15 protein-coding genes are annotated in these 17977 nt (G+C 66.0%); 11 read left to right on the top strand and 4 right to left on the bottom strand.

All coding sequences use genetic code 11. The features are described 5' to 3' along the window. Nucleotides 1–115: 115 nt before the first annotated feature. The 4 genes from ACFV4R_RS18540 to dnaE all read left to right on the top strand — a co-directional run bounded on the left by ACFV4R_RS18540 (nt 116) and on the right by dnaE (nt 5993). Nucleotides 116–802, top strand: coding sequence for a DivIVA domain-containing protein (locus tag ACFV4R_RS18540; RefSeq protein WP_377203812.1), 687 nt, complete (start codon nt 116–118; stop codon nt 800–802). Nucleotides 803–893: 91 nt separating this feature from the next. Then, complete coding sequence (gene lspA / locus ACFV4R_RS18535) at nt 894–1466, top strand: signal peptidase II (RefSeq protein ID WP_314216304.1); 573 nt, start codon at nt 894–896, stop codon at nt 1464–1466. Continuing rightward, a complete protein-coding gene (locus ACFV4R_RS18530; protein WP_377203813.1) occupies nt 1459–2385 on the top strand; it encodes an RluA family pseudouridine synthase in 927 nt (308 codons plus the stop codon). The genes lspA and ACFV4R_RS18530 overlap by 8 nt, the downstream gene beginning before the upstream one ends. A 50-nt stretch (nt 2386–2435) precedes the next feature. Next, nucleotides 2436–5993 (top strand): DNA polymerase III subunit alpha, encoded by a 3558-nt coding sequence (gene dnaE / locus ACFV4R_RS18525; RefSeq protein WP_377203814.1) that lies wholly within the window; start codon nt 2436–2438, stop codon nt 5991–5993. Between the two features lie 83 nt (nt 5994–6076). On the opposite strand, the gene ACFV4R_RS18520 is transcribed toward dnaE, so the two are convergent. Further along, nucleotides 6077–6577, bottom strand: coding sequence for a flavin reductase family protein (locus tag ACFV4R_RS18520; protein ID WP_377203815.1), 501 nt, complete (start codon nt 6575–6577; stop codon nt 6077–6079). A 153-nt stretch (nt 6578–6730) separates the two neighbouring features. Here ACFV4R_RS18520 and ACFV4R_RS18515 point away from each other — a divergent pair, with 153 nt between their 5' ends. From ACFV4R_RS18515 to nrdR, 3 genes are all read left to right on the top strand, one after another. Next, a complete protein-coding gene (locus tag ACFV4R_RS18515; RefSeq protein WP_377203816.1) occupies nt 6731–7273 on the top strand; it encodes a hypothetical protein in 543 nt (180 codons plus the stop codon). Nucleotides 7274–7282: 9 nt separating this feature from the next. After that, complete coding sequence (hisD, locus tag ACFV4R_RS18510) at nt 7283–8659, top strand: histidinol dehydrogenase (RefSeq protein WP_377203817.1); 1377 nt, start codon at nt 7283–7285, stop codon at nt 8657–8659. Between the two features lie 195 nt (nt 8660–8854). Continuing rightward, nucleotides 8855–9358, top strand: coding sequence for a transcriptional regulator NrdR (nrdR, locus tag ACFV4R_RS18505; RefSeq protein WP_056077502.1), 504 nt, complete (start codon nt 8855–8857; stop codon nt 9356–9358). Between the two features lie 211 nt (nt 9359–9569). On the opposite strand, the gene ppgK is transcribed toward nrdR, so the two are convergent. After that, the gene (gene ppgK / locus ACFV4R_RS18500; protein ID WP_091719522.1) at nt 9570–10373 is read right to left on the bottom strand and encodes a polyphosphate--glucose phosphotransferase; all 804 of its coding nucleotides are present in this window, start codon (nt 10371–10373) and stop codon (nt 9570–9572) included. Between the two features lie 90 nt (nt 10374–10463). Beyond that, nucleotides 10464–11342: a type I methionyl aminopeptidase gene (gene map / locus ACFV4R_RS18495; RefSeq protein ID WP_377203818.1), complete on the bottom strand. Its 879-nt coding sequence runs from the start codon at nt 11340–11342 to the stop codon at nt 10464–10466. A gap of 119 nt (nt 11343–11461) precedes the next feature. Between map and ACFV4R_RS18490 the strand changes: the two genes are divergently transcribed. After that, nucleotides 11462–11626, top strand: a complete 165-nt coding sequence (locus tag ACFV4R_RS18490) for an SPOR domain-containing protein (protein WP_015936797.1) — start codon at nt 11462–11464, stop codon at nt 11624–11626. Nucleotides 11627–11658: 32 nt separating this feature from the next. On the opposite strand, the gene panB is transcribed toward ACFV4R_RS18490, so the two are convergent. Continuing rightward, nucleotides 11659–12549, bottom strand: a complete 891-nt coding sequence (panB, locus tag ACFV4R_RS18485) for a 3-methyl-2-oxobutanoate hydroxymethyltransferase (protein ID WP_377203819.1) — start codon at nt 12547–12549, stop codon at nt 11659–11661. A gap of 274 nt (nt 12550–12823) precedes the next feature. On the opposite strand from panB, the gene ACFV4R_RS18480 reads away from it, so the two are divergent. Genes ACFV4R_RS18480 through ACFV4R_RS18470 form a run of 3 tightly spaced genes read left to right on the top strand, consistent with a single transcriptional unit; the run spans nt 12824 to nt 17717 of the window. Beyond that, entirely contained in the window at nt 12824–14164 is a 1341-nt protein-coding gene (locus ACFV4R_RS18480) for a glutamine synthetase family protein (RefSeq protein WP_091723936.1), read from the top strand. A 9-nt stretch (nt 14165–14173) separates the two neighbouring features. Further along, nucleotides 14174–17185 carry a bifunctional [glutamine synthetase] adenylyltransferase/[glutamine synthetase]-adenylyl-L-tyrosine phosphorylase gene (locus ACFV4R_RS18475; protein WP_377203820.1) on the top strand — a complete coding sequence of 1004 codons (3012 nt, stop codon included), beginning with the start codon at nt 14174–14176 and terminating at the stop codon, nt 17183–17185. Then, nucleotides 17175–17717: a GNAT family N-acetyltransferase gene (locus ACFV4R_RS18470; protein WP_377203821.1), complete on the top strand. Its 543-nt coding sequence runs from the start codon at nt 17175–17177 to the stop codon at nt 17715–17717. The genes ACFV4R_RS18475 and ACFV4R_RS18470 overlap by 11 nt, the downstream gene beginning before the upstream one ends. Nucleotides 17718–17977: the final 260 nt, after the last annotated feature.

The raw sequence follows: 17977 nt of genomic DNA, 5'->3' as shown, positions 1-17977 counted from the left end.
GGGAAACTCGAGTTTGACACTGCAGTGTTGAATTAGAGATAGCAGACCAAATTTAGGTACCGTAGTTTTGACGGCCGGAAGGCCTACTGACTAACCAGACCAGTGAGGTGACCAGATGGCTTTGACGCCAGAAGACGTTGTCAACAAGCGCTTTCAGCCGACCAAGTTCCGCGAGGGCTACGACCAGGACGAAGTTGATGACTTCCTGGACGAGATCGTCGTTGAACTTCGCCGCCTGAACCAGGAGAACGACGAGCTCCGTAAGAAGCTCGCCGACGCTGGTTCCAGCGTTCCGGCAACCGCCGCTGCCGCCCCCGTGGTGGAGAAGGTTCCCGCGCCCGTCAAGGCTGACAAGGACGAAGCCCGCGAAAAGGCCGAAGCTGAGGCCAAAGCTGCCGAGGCGAAGAAGAAGGACGTCCAGCCGGCCGCTCCCGCCGCCGCAGCCCCTGCTGCTGCAGCGGCTTCCACGTCCACTCCCTCCGCTGAATCCGCTGCCGGCCTGCTGGCCATGGCGCAGCAGATGCACGACCGCCACGTTGCCGACGGCCAGTCGCAGAAGGACAAGATCATCGCCGAGGCGCAGATCGAAGCCAGCAGCCTCGTCAATGACGCCCAAGAAAAGTCCCGCAAGATCCTCGGTGCACTCGAGCAGCAGCGCTCCGTCCTGGAACGCAAGGTGGAGCAGCTCCGCGGCTTCGAGCGCGACTACCGCTCACGCCTGAAGGCCTACATCGAAGGCCAGCTGCGCGATCTGGATGCCCGCGGCTCCGTGGCGACGCCGGAAGTCAGCGAAGCCAACTAGCACGTACAGCACGTATTCTGAAAGCCGGTGGCTGAGGATTCCTCGGCCACCGGCTTTTGGCATTGACCCCGGTTTTACGAATGAAAGCACCATGACTGACGAACTTGCCGCCGGCGCTGCACGCCCTGTCCCGCCGTCACCCCGCCCACGACGCGGGGTGCTGCTGTCCTTCTTCGCCGGATTCGCAGTATTTGCCTACGTCTTTGACCAGCTGACCAAGATGTGGGTGACGTCCTCCATGGTGGAGGGCGAACGCATCCCGGTCCTGCCGCCGCTCCTGCACTGGTATTTCATCCGAAACTCCGGCGCAGCCTTCTCCATCGGTGAGAACGTCACGTGGGTGTTTTCCATCATCATGGCCGCCGTCGCCGTCGCCATCCTCTTCCAGGTCCGGAAGTTGGGGTCTGTCTGGTGGGCCCTTGCGCTGGGCCTGCTGCTGGGCGGGGCGCTCGGCAACCTGACGGACCGGCTCTTCCGGGAACCCTCGTTCGGCATGGGCCATGTGGTGGACTTCATCCAGCTGCCCAACTTCGCCATCTTCAACATCGCCGATTCCGCGGTGGTGTCCGCCGTGGCCATCATCTGCATCCTGACTCTTCGCGGCATTTCCCTTGATGGAACACGGGTGCATGCCGAGCGGAAGGGCACGGACGCCGATGCCTGAGCAGATCGTCGTCACGGAAGAATACGGTGGGACCCGCGCGGATGCGGGCCTTGCAGCCATCATGGGCATTTCGCGCTCAGCCGCCGCCGCCCTGATCGCGGAAGGGCACGTGCTCAGCCGGGGTAAAGCCCTTGGCAAGTCAGCGAAACTGGCGGCCGGCGACACGCTGGAGGTCACCATTCCGGAGCGGCGTGATCCGCTGGAAGTCGTGGAGGAAATTGTGGAAGGCCTGAAGATCCTGCTCGACGACGACGATTTCGTCGTCGTCGATAAACCGGTGGGGGTTGCCGCGCACCCTTCTCCCGGCTGGGTGGGGCCCACCGTGGTGGGTGGGCTGGCCGGTGCCGGCTACCGCATCTCCACGTCGGGTTCGCCGGAACGGGCCGGGATTGTGCACCGGCTCGACGTCGGGACGTCCGGTGTGATGGTGGTGGCCAAATCCGAGAGGGCCTACACGGCCCTCAAACGTGCGTTCAAGGAGCGGACGGTGGACAAGGTATACCACGCCGTGGTCCAGGGCCTGCCGGATCCCCTGACCGGAACCATCGATGCACCCATCGGCCGCCACCCGGGGCACGACTGGCGGTTTGCCGTGACGGAAGAGGGCCGGCCGTCCGTGACCCACTATGAGGTACTGGAAGCCTTTGGCAAGGCGTCCCTCGTGGAAGTGCACCTCGAGACCGGCCGCACGCATCAGATCCGCGTCCATTTCTCCGCACTCCGCCATCCCTGCGCCGGCGACCTCACGTACGGCGCGGATCCGCGCCTGGCTGCAACCCTTGGGCTCACGCGGCAGTGGCTCCATGCACGGGAACTCGGCTTCGACCACCCCGTGACGGGTGAGCGGGTGCGCGTGACCAGCGACTATCCCCAGGACCTGGCCTTCGCCCTCGACGTGCTCGCCTCGGGACAGGCCTGAACTGGATCATCCTGGCAGGGCCGTAACCGGGCAGCGCATAGAATAGTCCGGTGACTTCCAGCAATGATTCGTTTGTCCACCTGCACACCCACACCGAATATTCCATGCTGGATGGAGCCGCCCGGCTGGGGGAGCTGTTCGACGAAACCGAACGGCTGGGCATGCCGGCGCTGGCCACTACGGACCACGGCTACCTGTTCGGTGCGTTCGACTTCTGGCAGAAAGCCCAGGCCAAGGGCATCAAACCGATCATCGGCGTCGAAGCCTATGTGACTCCCGGAACCGCCCGCGGGGACAAAACCCGCGTCCGCTGGGGCGAGGAGAACCAGCGCAAGGACGACATCTCCGGTGGCGGTTCGTATACCCACATGACGCTCCTGAGCTACAACAACGTGGGCATGCGGAACCTGTTCCGGGCATCCTCCATCGCCTCGTTGGATTCTGTCTTCGGTAAGTGGCCGCGGCTCGACCGGGAACTGCTCAACACCTACTCCGAGGGCCTCATCGCCACCACCGGTTGCCCTTCCGGGGAGGTCCAGACCCGGCTGCGCCTGGGACAGTACCGCGAGGCCGTGGAAGCCGCCGCGGAATTCCGGGACATCTTCGGTGCCGAGAACTACTTTTGCGAACTGATGGACCATGGCCTGGACATCGAGCGGCGCGTCACCGGTGACCTGCTGCGGCTGGCCAAGGAACTGAACCTGCCGCTGGTGGCCACCAACGACCTCCACTACACGCACGAGCACGACGCGAAGGCGCATGAGGCGCTGCTGGCCATCCAGTCAGGTTCGACCCTGCTGGAGCCCACCTACGACAACGGCGGCTCCCGGTTCGCCTTCTCCGGCAGCGGCTACTACCTGAAGTCCCCGCAGGAAATGCGCGAACTCTTCCGCGACCACCCCGAGGCCTGCGACAACACGCTGCTCATCGCCGAGCGGTGCGAAGTGTCGTTCAACACGAACGCCAACTTCATGCCGCGGTTCCCCTGCCCGCCGGGCGAGGACGAAACCTCGTGGCTGGTCAAGGAAGTGGACCTGGGCCTGCAGTACCGGTACCCCAAGGGCATCCCGGACGAGGTCCGCAAGCAGGCGGACTACGAGCTGGGCGTCATCACCTCGATGGGCTTCCCCGGCTACTTCCTTGTGGTGGCGGACTTCATCAACTGGGCCAAGAACAACGGCATCCGCGTCGGCCCCGGCCGTGGCTCCGGTGCAGGATCCATGGTGGCGTACGCCATGCGGATTACGGACCTCGACCCGTTGCGGCACGGCCTGATCTTCGAACGCTTCCTTAACCCGGACCGCGTGTCCATGCCCGACTTCGACGTCGACTTCGATGACCGGCGCCGCTCCGAAGTCATCGACTACGTGACGCGCAAGTACGGCGACGAGCGCGTGGCCATGATCGTGACCTACGGCACCATCAAGACCAAGCAGGCTCTCAAGGACTCTTCGCGCGTGCTGGGCTACCCGTTCAGCATGGGGGAGCAGCTCACCAAGGCCCTGCCCCCGGCCGTCATGGCCAAGGACATTCCGCTGGCAGACATCCAGAACCCGGAATCAAAAAGGTACGGCGAAGCAGGGGACTTCCGGCAGCTTGTCAGCACGGATCCGGAGGCCGCCAAGGTCTTCGAGACGGCCCTGGGCATTGAGGGCCTGAAACGCCAGTGGGGCGTGCACGCCGCCGGCGTCATCATGTCCTCAGACCCGATCATCGACGTCATCCCCATCATGCGCCGCTTCCAGGACGGCCAGGTGATCACCCAGTTCGACTACCCCACGTCCGAGGGCCTGGGCCTGATCAAGATGGACTTCCTGGGCCTGCGTAACCTGACGATCATTTCCGACGCCCTCGAGAACATCAAGATGAACCGCGGCATCGACCTGGACCTCGAGAACCTGGAGCTCGACGACGCGCCGTCCTACGAGCTCCTGGCCCGCGGCGACACCCTGGGCGTGTTCCAGCTCGACGGCGGACCCATGCGGTCCCTGCTCAAGCTGATGAAGCCTGACAACTTCGAAGACATTTCCGCTGTCCTTGCGCTCTACCGGCCGGGTCCCATGGGTGCCAACGCGCACACCGATTACGCGCTCCGCAAGAACGGCATCCAGGAAGTCATCCCCATCCACCCGGAACTGGAGGAACCCCTCAAGGAGATCCTCGGTGGGACCTACGGCCTGATCGTGTACCAGGAGCAGGTTATGGCCGTGGCGCAGAAGCTGGCAGGCTACTCGCTGGGCCAGGCAGACATCCTCCGCCGCGCCATGGGCAAGAAGAAGAAATCGGAACTGGACAAACAGTTCGCCGGCTTCTCCCAGGGCATGCAGGACAACGGCTACTCCATGGCGGCCGTGAAGACGCTCTGGGACATCCTGCTCCCGTTCTCGGACTACGCTTTCAACAAGGCCCACTCGGCCGCCTACGGCGTTATTTCGTACTGGACCGCCTACCTGAAGGCGCACTACGCACCCGAATACATGGCTGCGCTGCTGACGTCGGTGGGTGACGACAAGGACAAGTCGGCCATCTACCTCAACGAGTGCCGTCGCATGGGCATCACCGTCCTGCCACCGGACGTCAACGAATCGGCCCTGAACTTCACCCCGGTGGGTACGGACATCCGCTTCGGCATGGGCGCCATCCGCAATGTCGGCGTCAACGCCGTGGAGGCCATGGTTTCCGCCCGCGAGAGCGAGGGCGCCTACACGTCCTTCAAGGACTACCTGATGAAGGTACCGGCGGTGGTCTGCAACAAACGGACCATCGAGTCGCTGATCAAGTCCGGCGCATTCGACTCCCTGGGCCACCACCGACGCGCGCTGGCGATGATCCACGAAGAAGCCATCGACTCCGTGATCACGCTGAAGCGCAACGAGGCGATCGGCCAGTTCGACCTCTTCGCAGGCTTCGAGGAGGCTGAGTCCGAAGCGTCGTTGAGCATCGAGATCCCGGACCTGCCCGAGTGGGAGAAGAAGGACAAGCTCTCGTTCGAGCGCGACATGCTGGGGCTTTACGTCTCGGACCACCCGCTCCAGGGCCTGGAAGGGGTCCTGAGCCAGCACGCAGAAATGAGCATCACCACCATCCTGGGTGAAGACGGGCCGCAGGACGGTGCCATCCTCACCATCGCGGGCATGATCACCTCGCTCAGCCGCAGGATTGCCAAAGCCAGCGGCAACGCCTACGCACGCGCCGAGGTGGAGGACTTGGGTGGTTCCATCGAGGTCATGTTCTTCGGCCAGGTCTACGGACCCATCGCGTCAGTGCTTGCTGAGGACCTGATCGTGGTGGTGAAGGGCCGCCTGCAGAAACGCGACGACGGTGCCATCACCCTGAACTGCATGGAACTGTCCGTCCCGGACCTCAGTGAAGGCCTGAACGGCCCCCTGGTCATCACCATGCAGACGCACAAGGCCACCGAGGCTGTGGTGACCGAACTCGGCGATGTGCTCCGGACCCACCGGGGCAATTCCGAGGTCCGGCTGCACCTCCAGGGCGACACCCGCACGGAGGTCATGGGCCTGCCTGTGCACCTGCGGGTCAATCCAAGCCCCTCGCTGTTCGGCGACCTGAAAGTCCTCCTGGGCCCCGCCTGCCTGGACGCCTAGGTGATCTTCCAGCAGGGAAGCACGACGGCGGAAGTCGCCTTCCGCCGTCGTCCGCCCTGCTGCGGGAGGTGTGTTTGCCGGGGCTAGATTTCGTAGTCGAGGGGGATGGGCTGGCCGTAACCCCCGGCGTGGTACAGCAGGGGCGTGCCTTCGCCGCCCACCTGGCCATCGACCACCTGGACCACCACCACGGCGTTGTTTTCGAAGGACAGGCGCATCTGCACCTCGCCGATCAGCCAGCCCGCAACGTCCTTCAGCACGGGGACCCCGTGCGGCCCCGTTGCCCAGTGGTCGCCCTCGAAACGGTTGCCGGCGGCTGAGAACCGTGCGGCCAGCTGCTGGTTTTCGAGCCCCAGCATGTGGACTCCGATGTACGTGGTGTTGGCCACGGCCGGCCAGGAACGCGAACTGCGGGCCATGTTGAAGGTGAAGCGTGGCGGCTGGGCGGAGAGCGACGCCACTGACGTTGCCGTGAAGCCGTAGGGCTCGTCCTGGTAGTTGACCGTGATGATGGCCACCCCGGCTGCGTGGCGCCGGAACATTTCCCTGAACGTCCGCTCGAACGGCGCGCTGTTGTCGGTCACCCGTGACTCCTGAATGGTGGATGGGCAGTTGCTTGTTCCCTAACCCTATTGTCCGCCTTCCCCGGGAGGGCAACATTCCGACACTGGCGGGAGGTCAGCAACCCGTAGCTGGGCCGCGGTATACCGGCAGGAACATTTGTTAAGGTTTGTGGCATGACACTCATATCCCGCCGGGACCGGCCGCGCCTGCCGTGGGCCCTCTTCGCCATTCCTGCGGTTGCCGGCATTCCCGCCGGAATCCTTTGGTGGCTGCTGGCACCGGGCGGCCTCAACCTGATCACCCGGGACCCAGCGCTGGCTACCGGCTCCAACCCGTCCGTCTGGCTGCCGAGGGACCTCACGCTCGCCGGCCTGATGGTCCTCGCCGGTTGCCTTCTTGCGGTCTTCCTGGCCGACCGCCGGCGCCCCCGGCCGGAGGCGTCCTTGGTGCTGGGCCTGGCCGGAGCGCTGGTTGGCAGCCTCCTGGCCTGGCAGGCCGGGATGGTGGCCGGACGGCTCTGGGGCGCTCCGGTGGACACGTCCCTGAACGCAAGCCTGGCGTTCTCCCTCCGCGCACTGCCGGTGCTGCTCCTGTGGCCGGCTGCCACCGCCATTTCCGTATTTGTCCTGGAGCTCCTGGAACAGCTTGGCCGGAAGCCCCGCGCCGGGAACCTGCTGGAGGACGCGGCTGGCAGCGGCGGCCGCGGCGCCCCGTAAAATGGTCCGGTGACCATTTCATCGGAGTTCCCCGCCACCCCCGCCACTGCCCTGAACTTCCGGACGGTGGACGTCCGGGGACGCAACCTGACCCTCGCCGGGCTCCGCGCGGCAGTGCCCCGTGCGCAGGCACAGACGGTGGCCAACGCCGAAGAGAAGGTCCTCGACATCATCGGCGCCGTCCGCGCGCGCGGGTTCGAGGCGCTGGCTGAGCTGGCACTTCGGTTCGACGGTGTGGAGCAGGCCCACCCCCGGGTTCCCGCGGAGGCGCTCGACTCGGCGCTGGACAACCTGGACCCCGCCGTACGGAAGGCACTCGAGGAATCCATCCGGCGGGCCCGCATCTTCGCTGACGGCCAGCGTCCCCGCAATGTCGACGTCGAACTCGGCGATGGCGCCCTGGTCAGCCAGAACTGGGTTCCAGTGGCACGCGTGGGCCTCTACGTGCCCGGCGGCCTGGCCGTCTATCCGTCGTCGGTCATCATGAACGTGGTGCCCGCACTGGCCGCCGGTGTGGAATCCATCGCCCTGGCGTCGCCGCCGCAGAAGGAGTTCGGCGGCCTGCCGCACCCCACCATCCTTGCTGCAGCCGCCCTGCTGGGAATCACTGAGGTGTACGCCATCGGCGGAGCACAGGCGATCGCAGCCTTCGCCTACGGCGTTGATGCCACGGTGGCCGGTCCGGCCCTGGAACCCGTGGACGTGGTGACGGGGCCAGGCAACATCTTTGTCGCCACTGCCAAGCGCCTGGTAAAGGGTGTGGTGGGCATCGATTCCGAGGCTGGCACCACCGAGATCGCAATCCTCGCTGACTCCACTGCGCAGCCTGCCCTGGTTGCTGCCGACCTGATCAGCCAGGCAGAACACGACCCCCAGGCGGCGTCGGTCCTGATCACGGATTCGGAGGATCTGGCCGCTGCCGTGCGTGCGGAGCTGGACGTGCAGGCCGCATCCACCAGGCATTCCGACCGTGTCCGCGAGGCCCTGTCCGGCCCGCAATCGGGCGTGGTGCTGGTGGACGGCCTGGAACAGGGCATCGCGGCCTGTGACGCCTATGCGGCCGAGCACCTGGAGATCATGACCAAGGACGCTTCTGCCGTTGCGGCGCGGATCAGGAACGCCGGGGCAATCTTCGTGGGGGACTACAGTCCGGTCAGCCTTGGCGACTACTGCGCCGGCTCCAACCACGTGCTCCCCACCAGCGGAACGGCGGCCTTCTCCTCCGGCCTCAACGTCACCACGTTCCTGCGGGCAATTCAGGTAGTGAACTACAGCCGGGACGCCCTTGCCGAGGTCAGCAGCCACATCGTAAACCTGTCGCGCGCGGAGGACCTGCCCGCCCACGGTGACGCGGTCACGGCGCGTTTCCCGGGTGCGGCAAGCTAAGCCACCAAGGGGCTCTGGCACTACATGTAGTTATGGCCTGCACTACATGTAGTAATGACACGCTTGTTATTCACCTGCCGGCCGCCGTAAACTGGAGGCTGCGGCAGTGATGCCGCCAACCTGTGCCACCATAGTCTTCACCTGCCGAATACCAATTCCACAGTCCCCGAAGGGACCCTGCGAGAGAGGGACGCCATGTACTGTCCGTTCTGCCGCAATCCCGACTCCCGGGTGGTGGACAGCCGGATGGCTGACGACGGGTCCGCCATCCGCCGGCGCCGCCAGTGCCCGGAGTGCGGGCGCAGGTTCACCACCGTGGAGACCACCAGCCTGTCGGTTATTAAAAGGTCCGGTGTGGGCGAGCCCTTCAGCCGCAGCAAGGTCATCAACGGGGTCCGCAAGGCATGCCAGGGGCGCCCCGTGAGTGAAGACGACCTCGCCATGCTGGCGCAGGAAGTGGAAGAGCAGATCCGCGCTTCCGGCGCCGCGGAAATCGACGCCCATGAGGTGGGCCTGGTCATTCTTGGTCCGCTGCAAAAGCTGGACGAGGTCGCCTACCTTCGCTTCGCGAGCGTCTATCAGGCCTTCGAATCCCTTGAGGACTTTGAGGCAGCCATCGCCCAGCTCCGCCACGAGGCGCAGGAAGATGCCACGGAAAGTCCTGCCACGCCGCGGAAGCCGGAAAAGACTTCCCTATAAGACTTCCGGCGGCAGCTGCGGAGGGGAAGCCGCAGCTGCCGCCGGTACCCCCAACGGCGCGGCCTGACCAGCCGTGAATGTCCGGTGCGGCGTCGCGGCGGGGCATTAATTCGCGGTACACCTAAACGCAGAACACCAAACGCAGAACACCCCTTCCGGATCCGGAAGGGGTGTTCTGCGTTGGCCGGACTGCCCGGCGTCGCGGTGCAGCTTACTTGGTGAGCTTGTGCTGCAGCGCTATCTCCACGGCGGCGCCCACAATTCCGGCTTCGTTCCGGAGCACCGCCGGGACAATCGGCGTGCGGAGCTTGAGGTTGGGCAGGTATTCATCGGCACGCTTTGAGATGCCGCCGCCAACAATGAACAGTTCGGGGGAGAACAGGAACTCAACGTGGGAGAAGTAGCGCTGCAGCAGCACGCTGTATTCGTCCCAAGACAGCCCGTCCCGCTCACGTGCCACGGCGGACGCCTTGGTCTCTGCATCGAAACCGTCCACCTCCAGGTGGCCCAGCTCGGCGTTCGGGACGAGCTTGCCGTCGAAAATGAAGGCCGAGCCGATGCCGGTGCCAAGCGTGATGACCAGGACCGTTCCCTTGACGCCTTCGCCCGCGCCGTAGCGGGCTTCCGCGAGTCCGGCGGCATCGGCGTCGTTGATTACCTCAACCGGGCGGCCAAGCCGGGCGGTGAGGAGGGCATCGATGTCCGTGTCGAGCCAGCTCTTGTCCACGTTCGCGGCGGAGTGGACCACGCCGTGCTGGATGATGCCGGGGAAGGTCACGCCGACCGGCGAGCCGGCCTCCGGGGCCTCGGGACGGGCTGAGAGCTCTGCCACTACCAGTGCCACGGCCTCGGCCACGGCTTCGGGGGTGGCCGGCTGGGGGGTGGGAACCCGGAACCGGTCGCCCAGGAGCTTGCCCTTTTTCAGGTCGACGATGCCGCCCTTGATTCCCGTGCCTCCGATGTCGATGCCGATCAGCGGGGCGTTCTTGTGCGACTTCTCGTCTTTCTTGGCCAATGGGTTTCCGTTCGTGGCAGGGGACGGGCAGGGAGTGGGGTGCCGTGCGGTTTGCAGCTCTCGCGGGCCGGTGCGGCCGCAGTGCGGGCGTTACGGCAGGGTAAGGATTTCGGCGCCGCTTTCGGTGACGAGGAGGGTGTGCTCGAACTGGGCGGTGCGCTTGTGGTCTTTGGTGACGACTGTCCAGTCGTCGGCCCACATGTCCCATTCCACGGTGCCCAGTGTGAGCATCGGTTCGATGGTGAAGACCATGCCGGCTTCGATGACGGTGTTGTAGGCCGGGGCGGCGTCATAGTGGGGGATGATCAGCCCGGTGTGGAAAGCCTCGCCCACGCCGTGCCCGGTGAAGTCCCGGACCACACCGTAGCCGAAGCGCTTGGCGTAGGACTGGATGGCGCGGCCAATGACGTTGATTTCGCGGCCCGGGGCAACGGCTTTGATGGCCCTGTTCAGGGATTCCTGTGTCCGTTCCACCAGCAGCCGGGAATCCTCATCCACGTCGCCCACCAGGAAGGTGTAGTTGGTGTCGCCGTGGACGCCATTGATGAAGGCGGTGATGTCGATGTTGATGATGTCGCCGTCCTGGACCACCGTGCTGTCCGGGATGCCGTGGCAGATAACCTCGTTCAGCGAAGAGCACAGGGACTTGGGAAAGCCGCGGTAGCCGAGCGTGGAGGGGTAGGCGTTGTGGTCGAGGAGGAACTCATGGCCCACCTTGTCCAGCTGGTCGGTGGTGACGCCGGGCTCAATGTGTTTTCCCACCTCGACGATGGCTTGCGCCGCGATCTTCCCGGCGATGCGGATCTTCTCGATGGTCGCCGCGGATTTTACTTCGGAGCCGGTGAATTTGGCCGGGGCGGGTTTGCCCACGTACTCCGGACGGGGGATGGACGCCGGGACGGGACGCTGCGGGCTGACGGTACCGGGGGTGAGGGTGCCGATGGGTGCAGTCGAGGCAAGGGAAGGCATAGATTGATCATATAAGGCACCACAGAACGCCTAACAACCGCGAAGCCGGGCACGCCGCCGTAAGAATCAACGTTACGCGGATCACGTTCCGGATGCGCCGGCCGAACCGAGGAGCAGCAATGCCTGAGTACTGGTACAACGTCAATACCCACGAGGTCGAAGAGGACAGGCTTTCCGACTGGAGCCAGCTGATCGGGCCCTACAAGACAAGGGAAGAAGCCGAGCACGCGATTGAAAAGGTCCGCGCCCGCAATGAGGCCTGGGAAAAGGGCGACGACGACTGACGGGCAGGCGTCCGCCCCCAGCAGGTGCCGGCCTAGAAAGAGTGCTCGGGGCCGGGGAACTGCCCGGTCCGGACATCGTTGCCGTACTCCGTGGCCGCGTCGAGGAGCGTACTGCGCAGGTCCGCGTACTGCTTGACGAACTTCGCCATCCGGCCGCCGCGGAGTCCGGCCATGTCCTGCCACACGAGCACCTGGCCGGTGGTTTCCTTGCCCGCGCCGATGCCTACGGTGGGAACGTCGACGGCGGCATCCACGGCGGCCGCGGTTTCGGCCGGGACCATTTCCATGAGGACGCAGAACGCGCCCGCCCCGGCCAAAGCGACGGCGTCGTCAATCAGCCGCTGTGCATCGTCGCCGCGTCCCTGGACGCGGTAGCCGCCCAGGGCATGTTCGCTCTGCGGGGTGAAACCGATGTGCGCCATCACCGGAACACCGGCCTGGACCATGGCCCGGACCGTGGGGGCGTAGTAGGCGCCGCCTTCGATCTTGACCGCATGGGCCAGGCCCTCTTTCAGGAAGCGCACGCCGGTGGCCACCGCCTGCTCCGCGGAAACCTCGTAGCTGCCGAAAGGCAGGTCCGCTACCACCAGTGCGCGTTTGGCGGTGCGCGCGACGGCCCGGCACAGGGGGAGGAGCTCGTCAACGGTGACGGGCAGGGAAGTTTCGTTTCCAAAGACGTTGTTGGAGGCGGAGTCGCCCACCAGCAGGACCTCGATCCCGGCGGCGTCAAAGATTTCGGCCGTGTACTGCTCGTAGGCGGTCAGCATCGCAAACCGGGTTCCGTCCCGCTTGGCCTGCTGCAGGTGGTGGATGCGTACCTTGGCCGGCTTACGCTCTGCTGCGGGCGCCGCCTGCGCAGGGCCAGTGCCGTAAGGGGCGGGTACTTCGGCGGACGCGCGTGATTCGGAGCTGTTGGAGGCCATGGGACGAGCGTAGTGCGGTATCGGCCGTCCTAGCTACCGCGGGGGCGGGCACCAAAGGTGATAACAGTCATAACCAAGGGTGTCGGCCGGCTGGCGGGAACAGCCAAACCGGCGCCGCGGGCCGCCGCGGACCGTGCGCCAGGTTAATGCTGTGTTACGTGCGGCGCAGGCTCAAGCATCGGCGTCGAATGCTTAGTACAGTGTTTGTGAACTGCTGCCGGCTTTCCCCTTGCGTGGACCCGGAGCATGGACGTTGACCGGAGAAGAGGCCATCATGGACCGCCAGCAAGAATTTGTCCTGCGCACAATCGAAGAGCGCGACGTACGTTTCGTGCGCCTGTGGTTCACCGACGTCGTGGGATCGCTGAAGTCCGTGGCGCTGGCGCCGGCGGAAGTTGAAGGGGCATTCGAGGAAGGCCTTGGCTTCGACGGGTCCTCCATCGAGGGCCTGGCCCGCGTCTTCGAGTCGGACATGCTGCTGCAGCCCGACCCGGCGACTTTCCAGATTCTGCCCTGGCGCGGCGAGACCGAACAGACCTCCAGGATGTTCTGTGACATCCTGACGCCTGACGGTGAGCCGTCTACAGCGGACCCGCGCAACGTCCTTAAGCGGACCCTGGCCAAGGCCGCAGACATGGGCTTTACCTGCTATACCCACCCGGAGATCGAGTTCTACCTCCTGAAGTCCCAGGAACTTGGTGCGGACGGCGCGCCGGTGCCGGTGGACGAGGGCGGTTACTTCGACCACGTGCCCGGTGGCGTGGCCCAGGACTTCCGCAGGACCGCTGTCACCATGCTTGAGTCCGTGGGGATCTCGGTGGAATTCAGCCACCACGAGGGCGGCCCGGGCCAGAACGAGATCGATCTCCGCTACGCCGACGCCCTTCAGACCGCGGACAACATCATGACGTTCCGCACAGTCATCAAGGAGGTGGCACTCCAGCAGGGAACCTACGCCACCTTCATGCCCAAACCGTTCACGGCCCACCCGGGTTCTGGCATGCACACGCACTTCTCCCTGTTCGAAGGGGACAGCAACGCATTCTTCGAGGCCGGTGCCGAATACCAGCTGTCCAAGACGGCCCGCCAGTTCATCGCAGGCATCCTCAAGCACGCGCCCGAATTCACCGCCGTCACCAACCAGTTCGTGAACTCCTACAAGCGCCTGTGGGGCGGCGGCGAAGCACCGAGCTACTTGAGCTGGGGCCACAACAACCGTTCCGCGCTGGTGCGCGTGCCCCTGTACAAGCCGGGTAAGGGCCAGTCCGCCCGGATTGAATACCGCGGCATCGATTCCGCCACCAACCCGTACCTGGCGTACGCCGTGCTGCTGGGAGCCGGCCTCAAGGGCATCGAGGAAGGCTACGACCTCCCGGCCGCGGCGGAGGACGACGTCTGGTCGCTGAGCTCGGCAGAGCGCCGGGCCATGGGGCACGACCCCCTGCCTGCCAGCCTGCACGACGCCATCCGGGCCATGGAAGACTCCGAGCTGATGCCGCAGATCCTCGGCGAGCAGGTGTTCGAGCACTTCCTCCGCAACAAGCGGGCCGAATGGCAGGACTACCGCCTGCAGGTGACGCCTTACGAGCTGCAGCGCAACCTCGGCATCCTTTAGGCTGCGGGCGTGAGCCTGGCACGCCGCCTCATCGCGGCCGGTTTCAGCGACCTCGAAAAAGGCGAACGCTTCCTGGCGGCCCGTGAGCTGGAAGGGCTGGACCAGGACCGGCTGTTTGCCGGACTCCAGCTGTCGGCCAGCCCCGACGCCGCCCTGCAGTCATTGGTGCGGCTGATCGAAAAGCACCCCGACCTGCGTGCCGTGGCCGGGGCGGATCCCGAAACCAGTGAGCCGCTGTACCGGGTCCTCGGCGCCTCGGAGGCCCTGGGCGAGTTCCTGATCCGCCACCCCGAACACCTCACGGCGTTCAACGTCCGTACCAGTCCGGAGCCGCTTCCTGCCGACCCCGCCGAGCTGCGGTCCACGCTGCTGCAGTCTGTGGGCGCCGATCCGCGCGCCGCGCGCCCCGTGGCTGCCGTGACGGGCGCGGAGGCTTACGCCGCGTTGCGGACGGCGTACCGCAGGGGAGTGGTGGACCTGGCCATCAAGGATCTCTGCGCCGCGGACCCGTTGGATTTCCTGCCGTCTGTGGGAGGCGAGCTGGCCGACCTCGCCGGCGCGGCCATCGAAGCCGGCCTTGCCGTGTCGCGGGCGGAGGCGGCAGAACAGTTCGACGCCGCCGACGTCGCCGACGTGGGCCTGGCCGTCATCGGAATGGGCAAATGCGGAGCCCGCGAACTGAACTACATCTCCGACGTCGACGTTATCTACGTCATCGATGCCGGGCAGCTGGAGGACGCGCACGCCAACACCATCGGAACCGCGCTGGCCAGTGGGATCTCCCGTGCCATCTCCTCAGTGGCGCGCGAACCCGGCCTCTGGGAGGTCGACGCGAACCTGAGGCCGGAGGGCAAATCCGGGCCACTGGTACGCACCCTGGCCTCCCACGAGGCCTACTACGCACGCTGGGCCGAAAGCTGGGAGTTCCAGGCGCTGCTGAAGGCGCGCACCATTGCCGGGGACGCCCGGCTGGGTCGCCGGTACGAGGAAGCGGTGGCCCCGTTGATCTGGAATTCCGCCGGACGCGACGGGTTTGTCGAGTCCGTGCAGGCCATGCGCCGCCGGGTGACCGAGCACATCCCCGCTGCCGAGGAGCAGCGGCAGATCAAGCTGGGCCGCGGCGGCCTGCGCGACGTGGAGTTCACGGTCCAGTTGCTGCAGCTGGTCCACGGCAAGGCAGATGAGACACTACGACGGCGGGATACCACGTCCGCGATCGCGGCACTGTCCGCGGGCGGTTACATTGGGCGCACGGACGCGGCAGCCTTCGATAACGCCTACCGGTACCTTCGGCTCCTGGAGCACCGGATCCAGCTGTTCCAGCTGCGCCGCACCCACCTGATGCCGATGGCTGAACCGGCGCTGCGTGCCCTGGCGAAGGCGGTGCTTGGCCCGTTCTCCAATGAGCGGCCGCACCCGGATGCCCTCCTGGCCGCATGGCAAAAGACCAAACGGTCTGTCCGGGAACTCCATGAGCGGATATTCTACAGGCCGCTGCTCAACACTGCGGCCAAGCTCAGCAGCGAGGATGCCAGGCTCACCCCCGAGGCCGCGCAGGCCCGGCTGGCGGCGCTTGGATACAGTGACCCGCAGGGAGCCATGCGGCACATCGAAGCTTTGACGGCCGGTGTCAGCCGGCGGGCAGCCCTGCAGCGCCAGCTGCTCCCCATCCTCCTGGACTGGCTCGCCGAGGGGGTGGATCCCGACGCCGGCCTGCTCGCCTTCCGCCGGGTCAGCGAGGCCCTGGGAACCACCCATTGGTACCTTGGCCTGCTACGCGACTCGAACGCCGCCGCTGAGCGGCTCTGCCACATGCTCTCCAACTCGCGGCTGATCGCCGACCTGCTGGAAGTTTCCCCGGAGTCGGTTGCCTGGCTGGGGCAGGACAAGGACCTTGTTCCGGTGTCCTTCGAAGCGCAGTGGCAGGAAATTACGTCCAAGATGTCACGGCACTCCGATCCGGAAAGCGCCATGCGGCTGATCCGGCTCATCCGCCGGCGGGAAATCCTCCGCATCGCCGTCGCCGACTCGGCAGGGCTGCTGGACCAGGACCAGGTGGGCTCCGCCCTCGCGGATACTGACCGGGCCGCCGTCCTGGGCGCGCTGCGCGTGGCCGAGGGGATCGTGTCCGCCGGCGGACCCCTGAAGACCGCCGTGCTGGTGGTTGCCATGGGGCGGCAGGGCGGGCGGGAGATCGGGTACGGTTCCGACGCTGATGTCATGTATGTCCACCGGGCCCTGCCGGGCTTTTCCGAGGCTGAGGCCCAGGAACAGGCGGGCAGGATCGTCGCCAAAGTGTCCAGCCTGCTGACCCAGCCGTTGAAGCCGGCCATCATGGCCGAACGCGTCCTGCAGATGGACGCTGACCTTCGGCCGGAAGGCAAGAACGGGGCCATGGTCCGATCCTTGGAATCCTTCGCTGAGTACTACCGGCGCTGGTCACTGATCTGGGAAGCCCAGGCGCTGCTCCGCGCGCGTCCGATGGCCGGTGACGACGGCCTCGCGGCCGACTTCCTGGCCCTGATCGACCCCATCCGCTATCCGGAGTCCGTTGCGGGGCAGGACGTCCGGGAGATCCGCCGGGTCAAGGCCCGGGTGGAGTCGGAACGGTTGCCCCGCGGCGCCGATCCCGCCCGGCACCTGAAGCTGGGCCGCGGCGGACTGAGCGACGTCGAATGGCTGGTCCAGCTGCTCCAGCTCCAGCACGCCGGCGAACACCCGGAGCTGCGGACCACGTCCACCCTTCCGGCGCTGGAGGCCGCGGCGGCGCTTGGGCTGCTGTCCCATGACGACGCAGAGACGCTGGCGCAGGCCTGGCGGCTGGCGAGCAGGATCAGGTCCGCGAACGTCATCTGGAACGGCAAGGCGTCCGACCTTCTGCCCTCATCCCGCCGCGACCTGGAAGCGGTGGCCCGGTGGTGCGGCTACGAGCCCGGCCACGCCGCAGCCCTGGAGGAGGACTACCTCCGGGTCAGCCGGCGGGCGCGTGGAGTCTTTGAACGCAATTTCTATGGGCACTGACGGGTTCCTTGGGTCCGTCTGGATCATCCCGCTGCGGGACCTTGATCCGGACGCCCAGGCAATCCAGCTGGACGCTGTGGCAAGGCTCCAGTTGGGGGCCGGCCAGGAGAGATTCGTGGGTGATCCGTTGCGGATGGCCCTCACCGGCCTGGCCGAAGAGGGGCGGCATCCCTTCGTGATGGAAGCCGGCGGGCGGGCCGTAGGCGTGCTCACCCTGCAATCCGGAGCAGCCACCCTGGCCGGCTGGCCGGATGACGGCTCCGCCTGGCTGCTCCGGGGATTCCTCGTGGACCGGCGCCAGCAGGGCAAAGGCCTGGGGACGCTGGGAGCCGCTGCCGCCGTGGTGGCGGCAGGAAAACTCGAGCGCCGGCACCCAACCGGTGCCTCCGGCGTCGTACTCTCCGTCAACGAGGCCAACGGACCGGGACTGGCCGCGTACCTAAAGGCCGGCTTCGTGGACCGCGGCCAGTACACCGGCGGATCTGCGGGGCCGCAGCGCACCCTGTTCATGCCGTTCGCCAAGCCACAATGAGGTAACACCGGCGGGCCCTTATTGCTTTGGGAAACCGTTTATTCGATGATGTGGGATGGCGGTGTTCTTCAACCTTGTTGGGGGGAAGGCTCGAACAGTCTTCGTCTCGGGGGGCATTCGTCAGGAGGCCTGGCTCCCGGTCTCAGCACGTCTGGAGCCGGGCCTCCACCTTTTAATCACCCCGGGCATTCGGCCCGGGAACGCGAAAGGCGGCCACCGGATCACCGGTGGCCGCCTTCGCTGCCTCAGCGGGCCTGGCA

The sequence above is a fragment of the Pseudarthrobacter sp. NPDC059871 genome, from assembly GCF_042731175.1.
Classification (GTDB): domain Bacteria; phylum Actinomycetota; class Actinomycetes; order Actinomycetales; family Micrococcaceae; genus Arthrobacter.
Note: the sequence above shows the minus strand (reverse complement) of the source record. Positions and strands in the feature narration are given on the sequence as shown.

What these genes read in the sequence shown, in the direction of transcription:
- map (WP_377203818.1), bottom strand. Translation starts at nt 11,342, where the DNA reads ATGCCTTCCCTTGCCTCGACTGCACCCATCGGCACCCTCACCCCCGGT.
- ACFV4R_RS18470 (WP_377203821.1), top strand. Translation starts at nt 17,175, where the DNA reads ATGGGCACTGACGGGTTCCTTGGGTCCGTCTGGATCATCCCGCTGCGG.
- ACFV4R_RS18480 (WP_091723936.1), top strand. Translation starts at nt 12,824, where the DNA reads ATGGACCGCCAGCAAGAATTTGTCCTGCGCACAATCGAAGAGCGCGAC.
- lspA (WP_314216304.1), top strand. Translation starts at nt 894, where the DNA reads ATGACTGACGAACTTGCCGCCGGCGCTGCACGCCCTGTCCCGCCGTCA.
- ACFV4R_RS18540 (WP_377203812.1), top strand. Translation starts at nt 116, where the DNA reads ATGGCTTTGACGCCAGAAGACGTTGTCAACAAGCGCTTTCAGCCGACC.
- nrdR (WP_056077502.1), top strand. Translation starts at nt 8,855, where the DNA reads ATGTACTGTCCGTTCTGCCGCAATCCCGACTCCCGGGTGGTGGACAGC.
- ACFV4R_RS18490 (WP_015936797.1), top strand. Translation starts at nt 11,462, where the DNA reads ATGCCTGAGTACTGGTACAACGTCAATACCCACGAGGTCGAAGAGGAC.
- ACFV4R_RS18530 (WP_377203813.1), top strand. Translation starts at nt 1,459, where the DNA reads ATGCCTGAGCAGATCGTCGTCACGGAAGAATACGGTGGGACCCGCGCG.
- ACFV4R_RS18515 (WP_377203816.1), top strand. Translation starts at nt 6,731, where the DNA reads ATGACACTCATATCCCGCCGGGACCGGCCGCGCCTGCCGTGGGCCCTC.
- panB (WP_377203819.1), bottom strand. Translation starts at nt 12,549, where the DNA reads ATGGCCTCCAACAGCTCCGAATCACGCGCGTCCGCCGAAGTACCCGCC.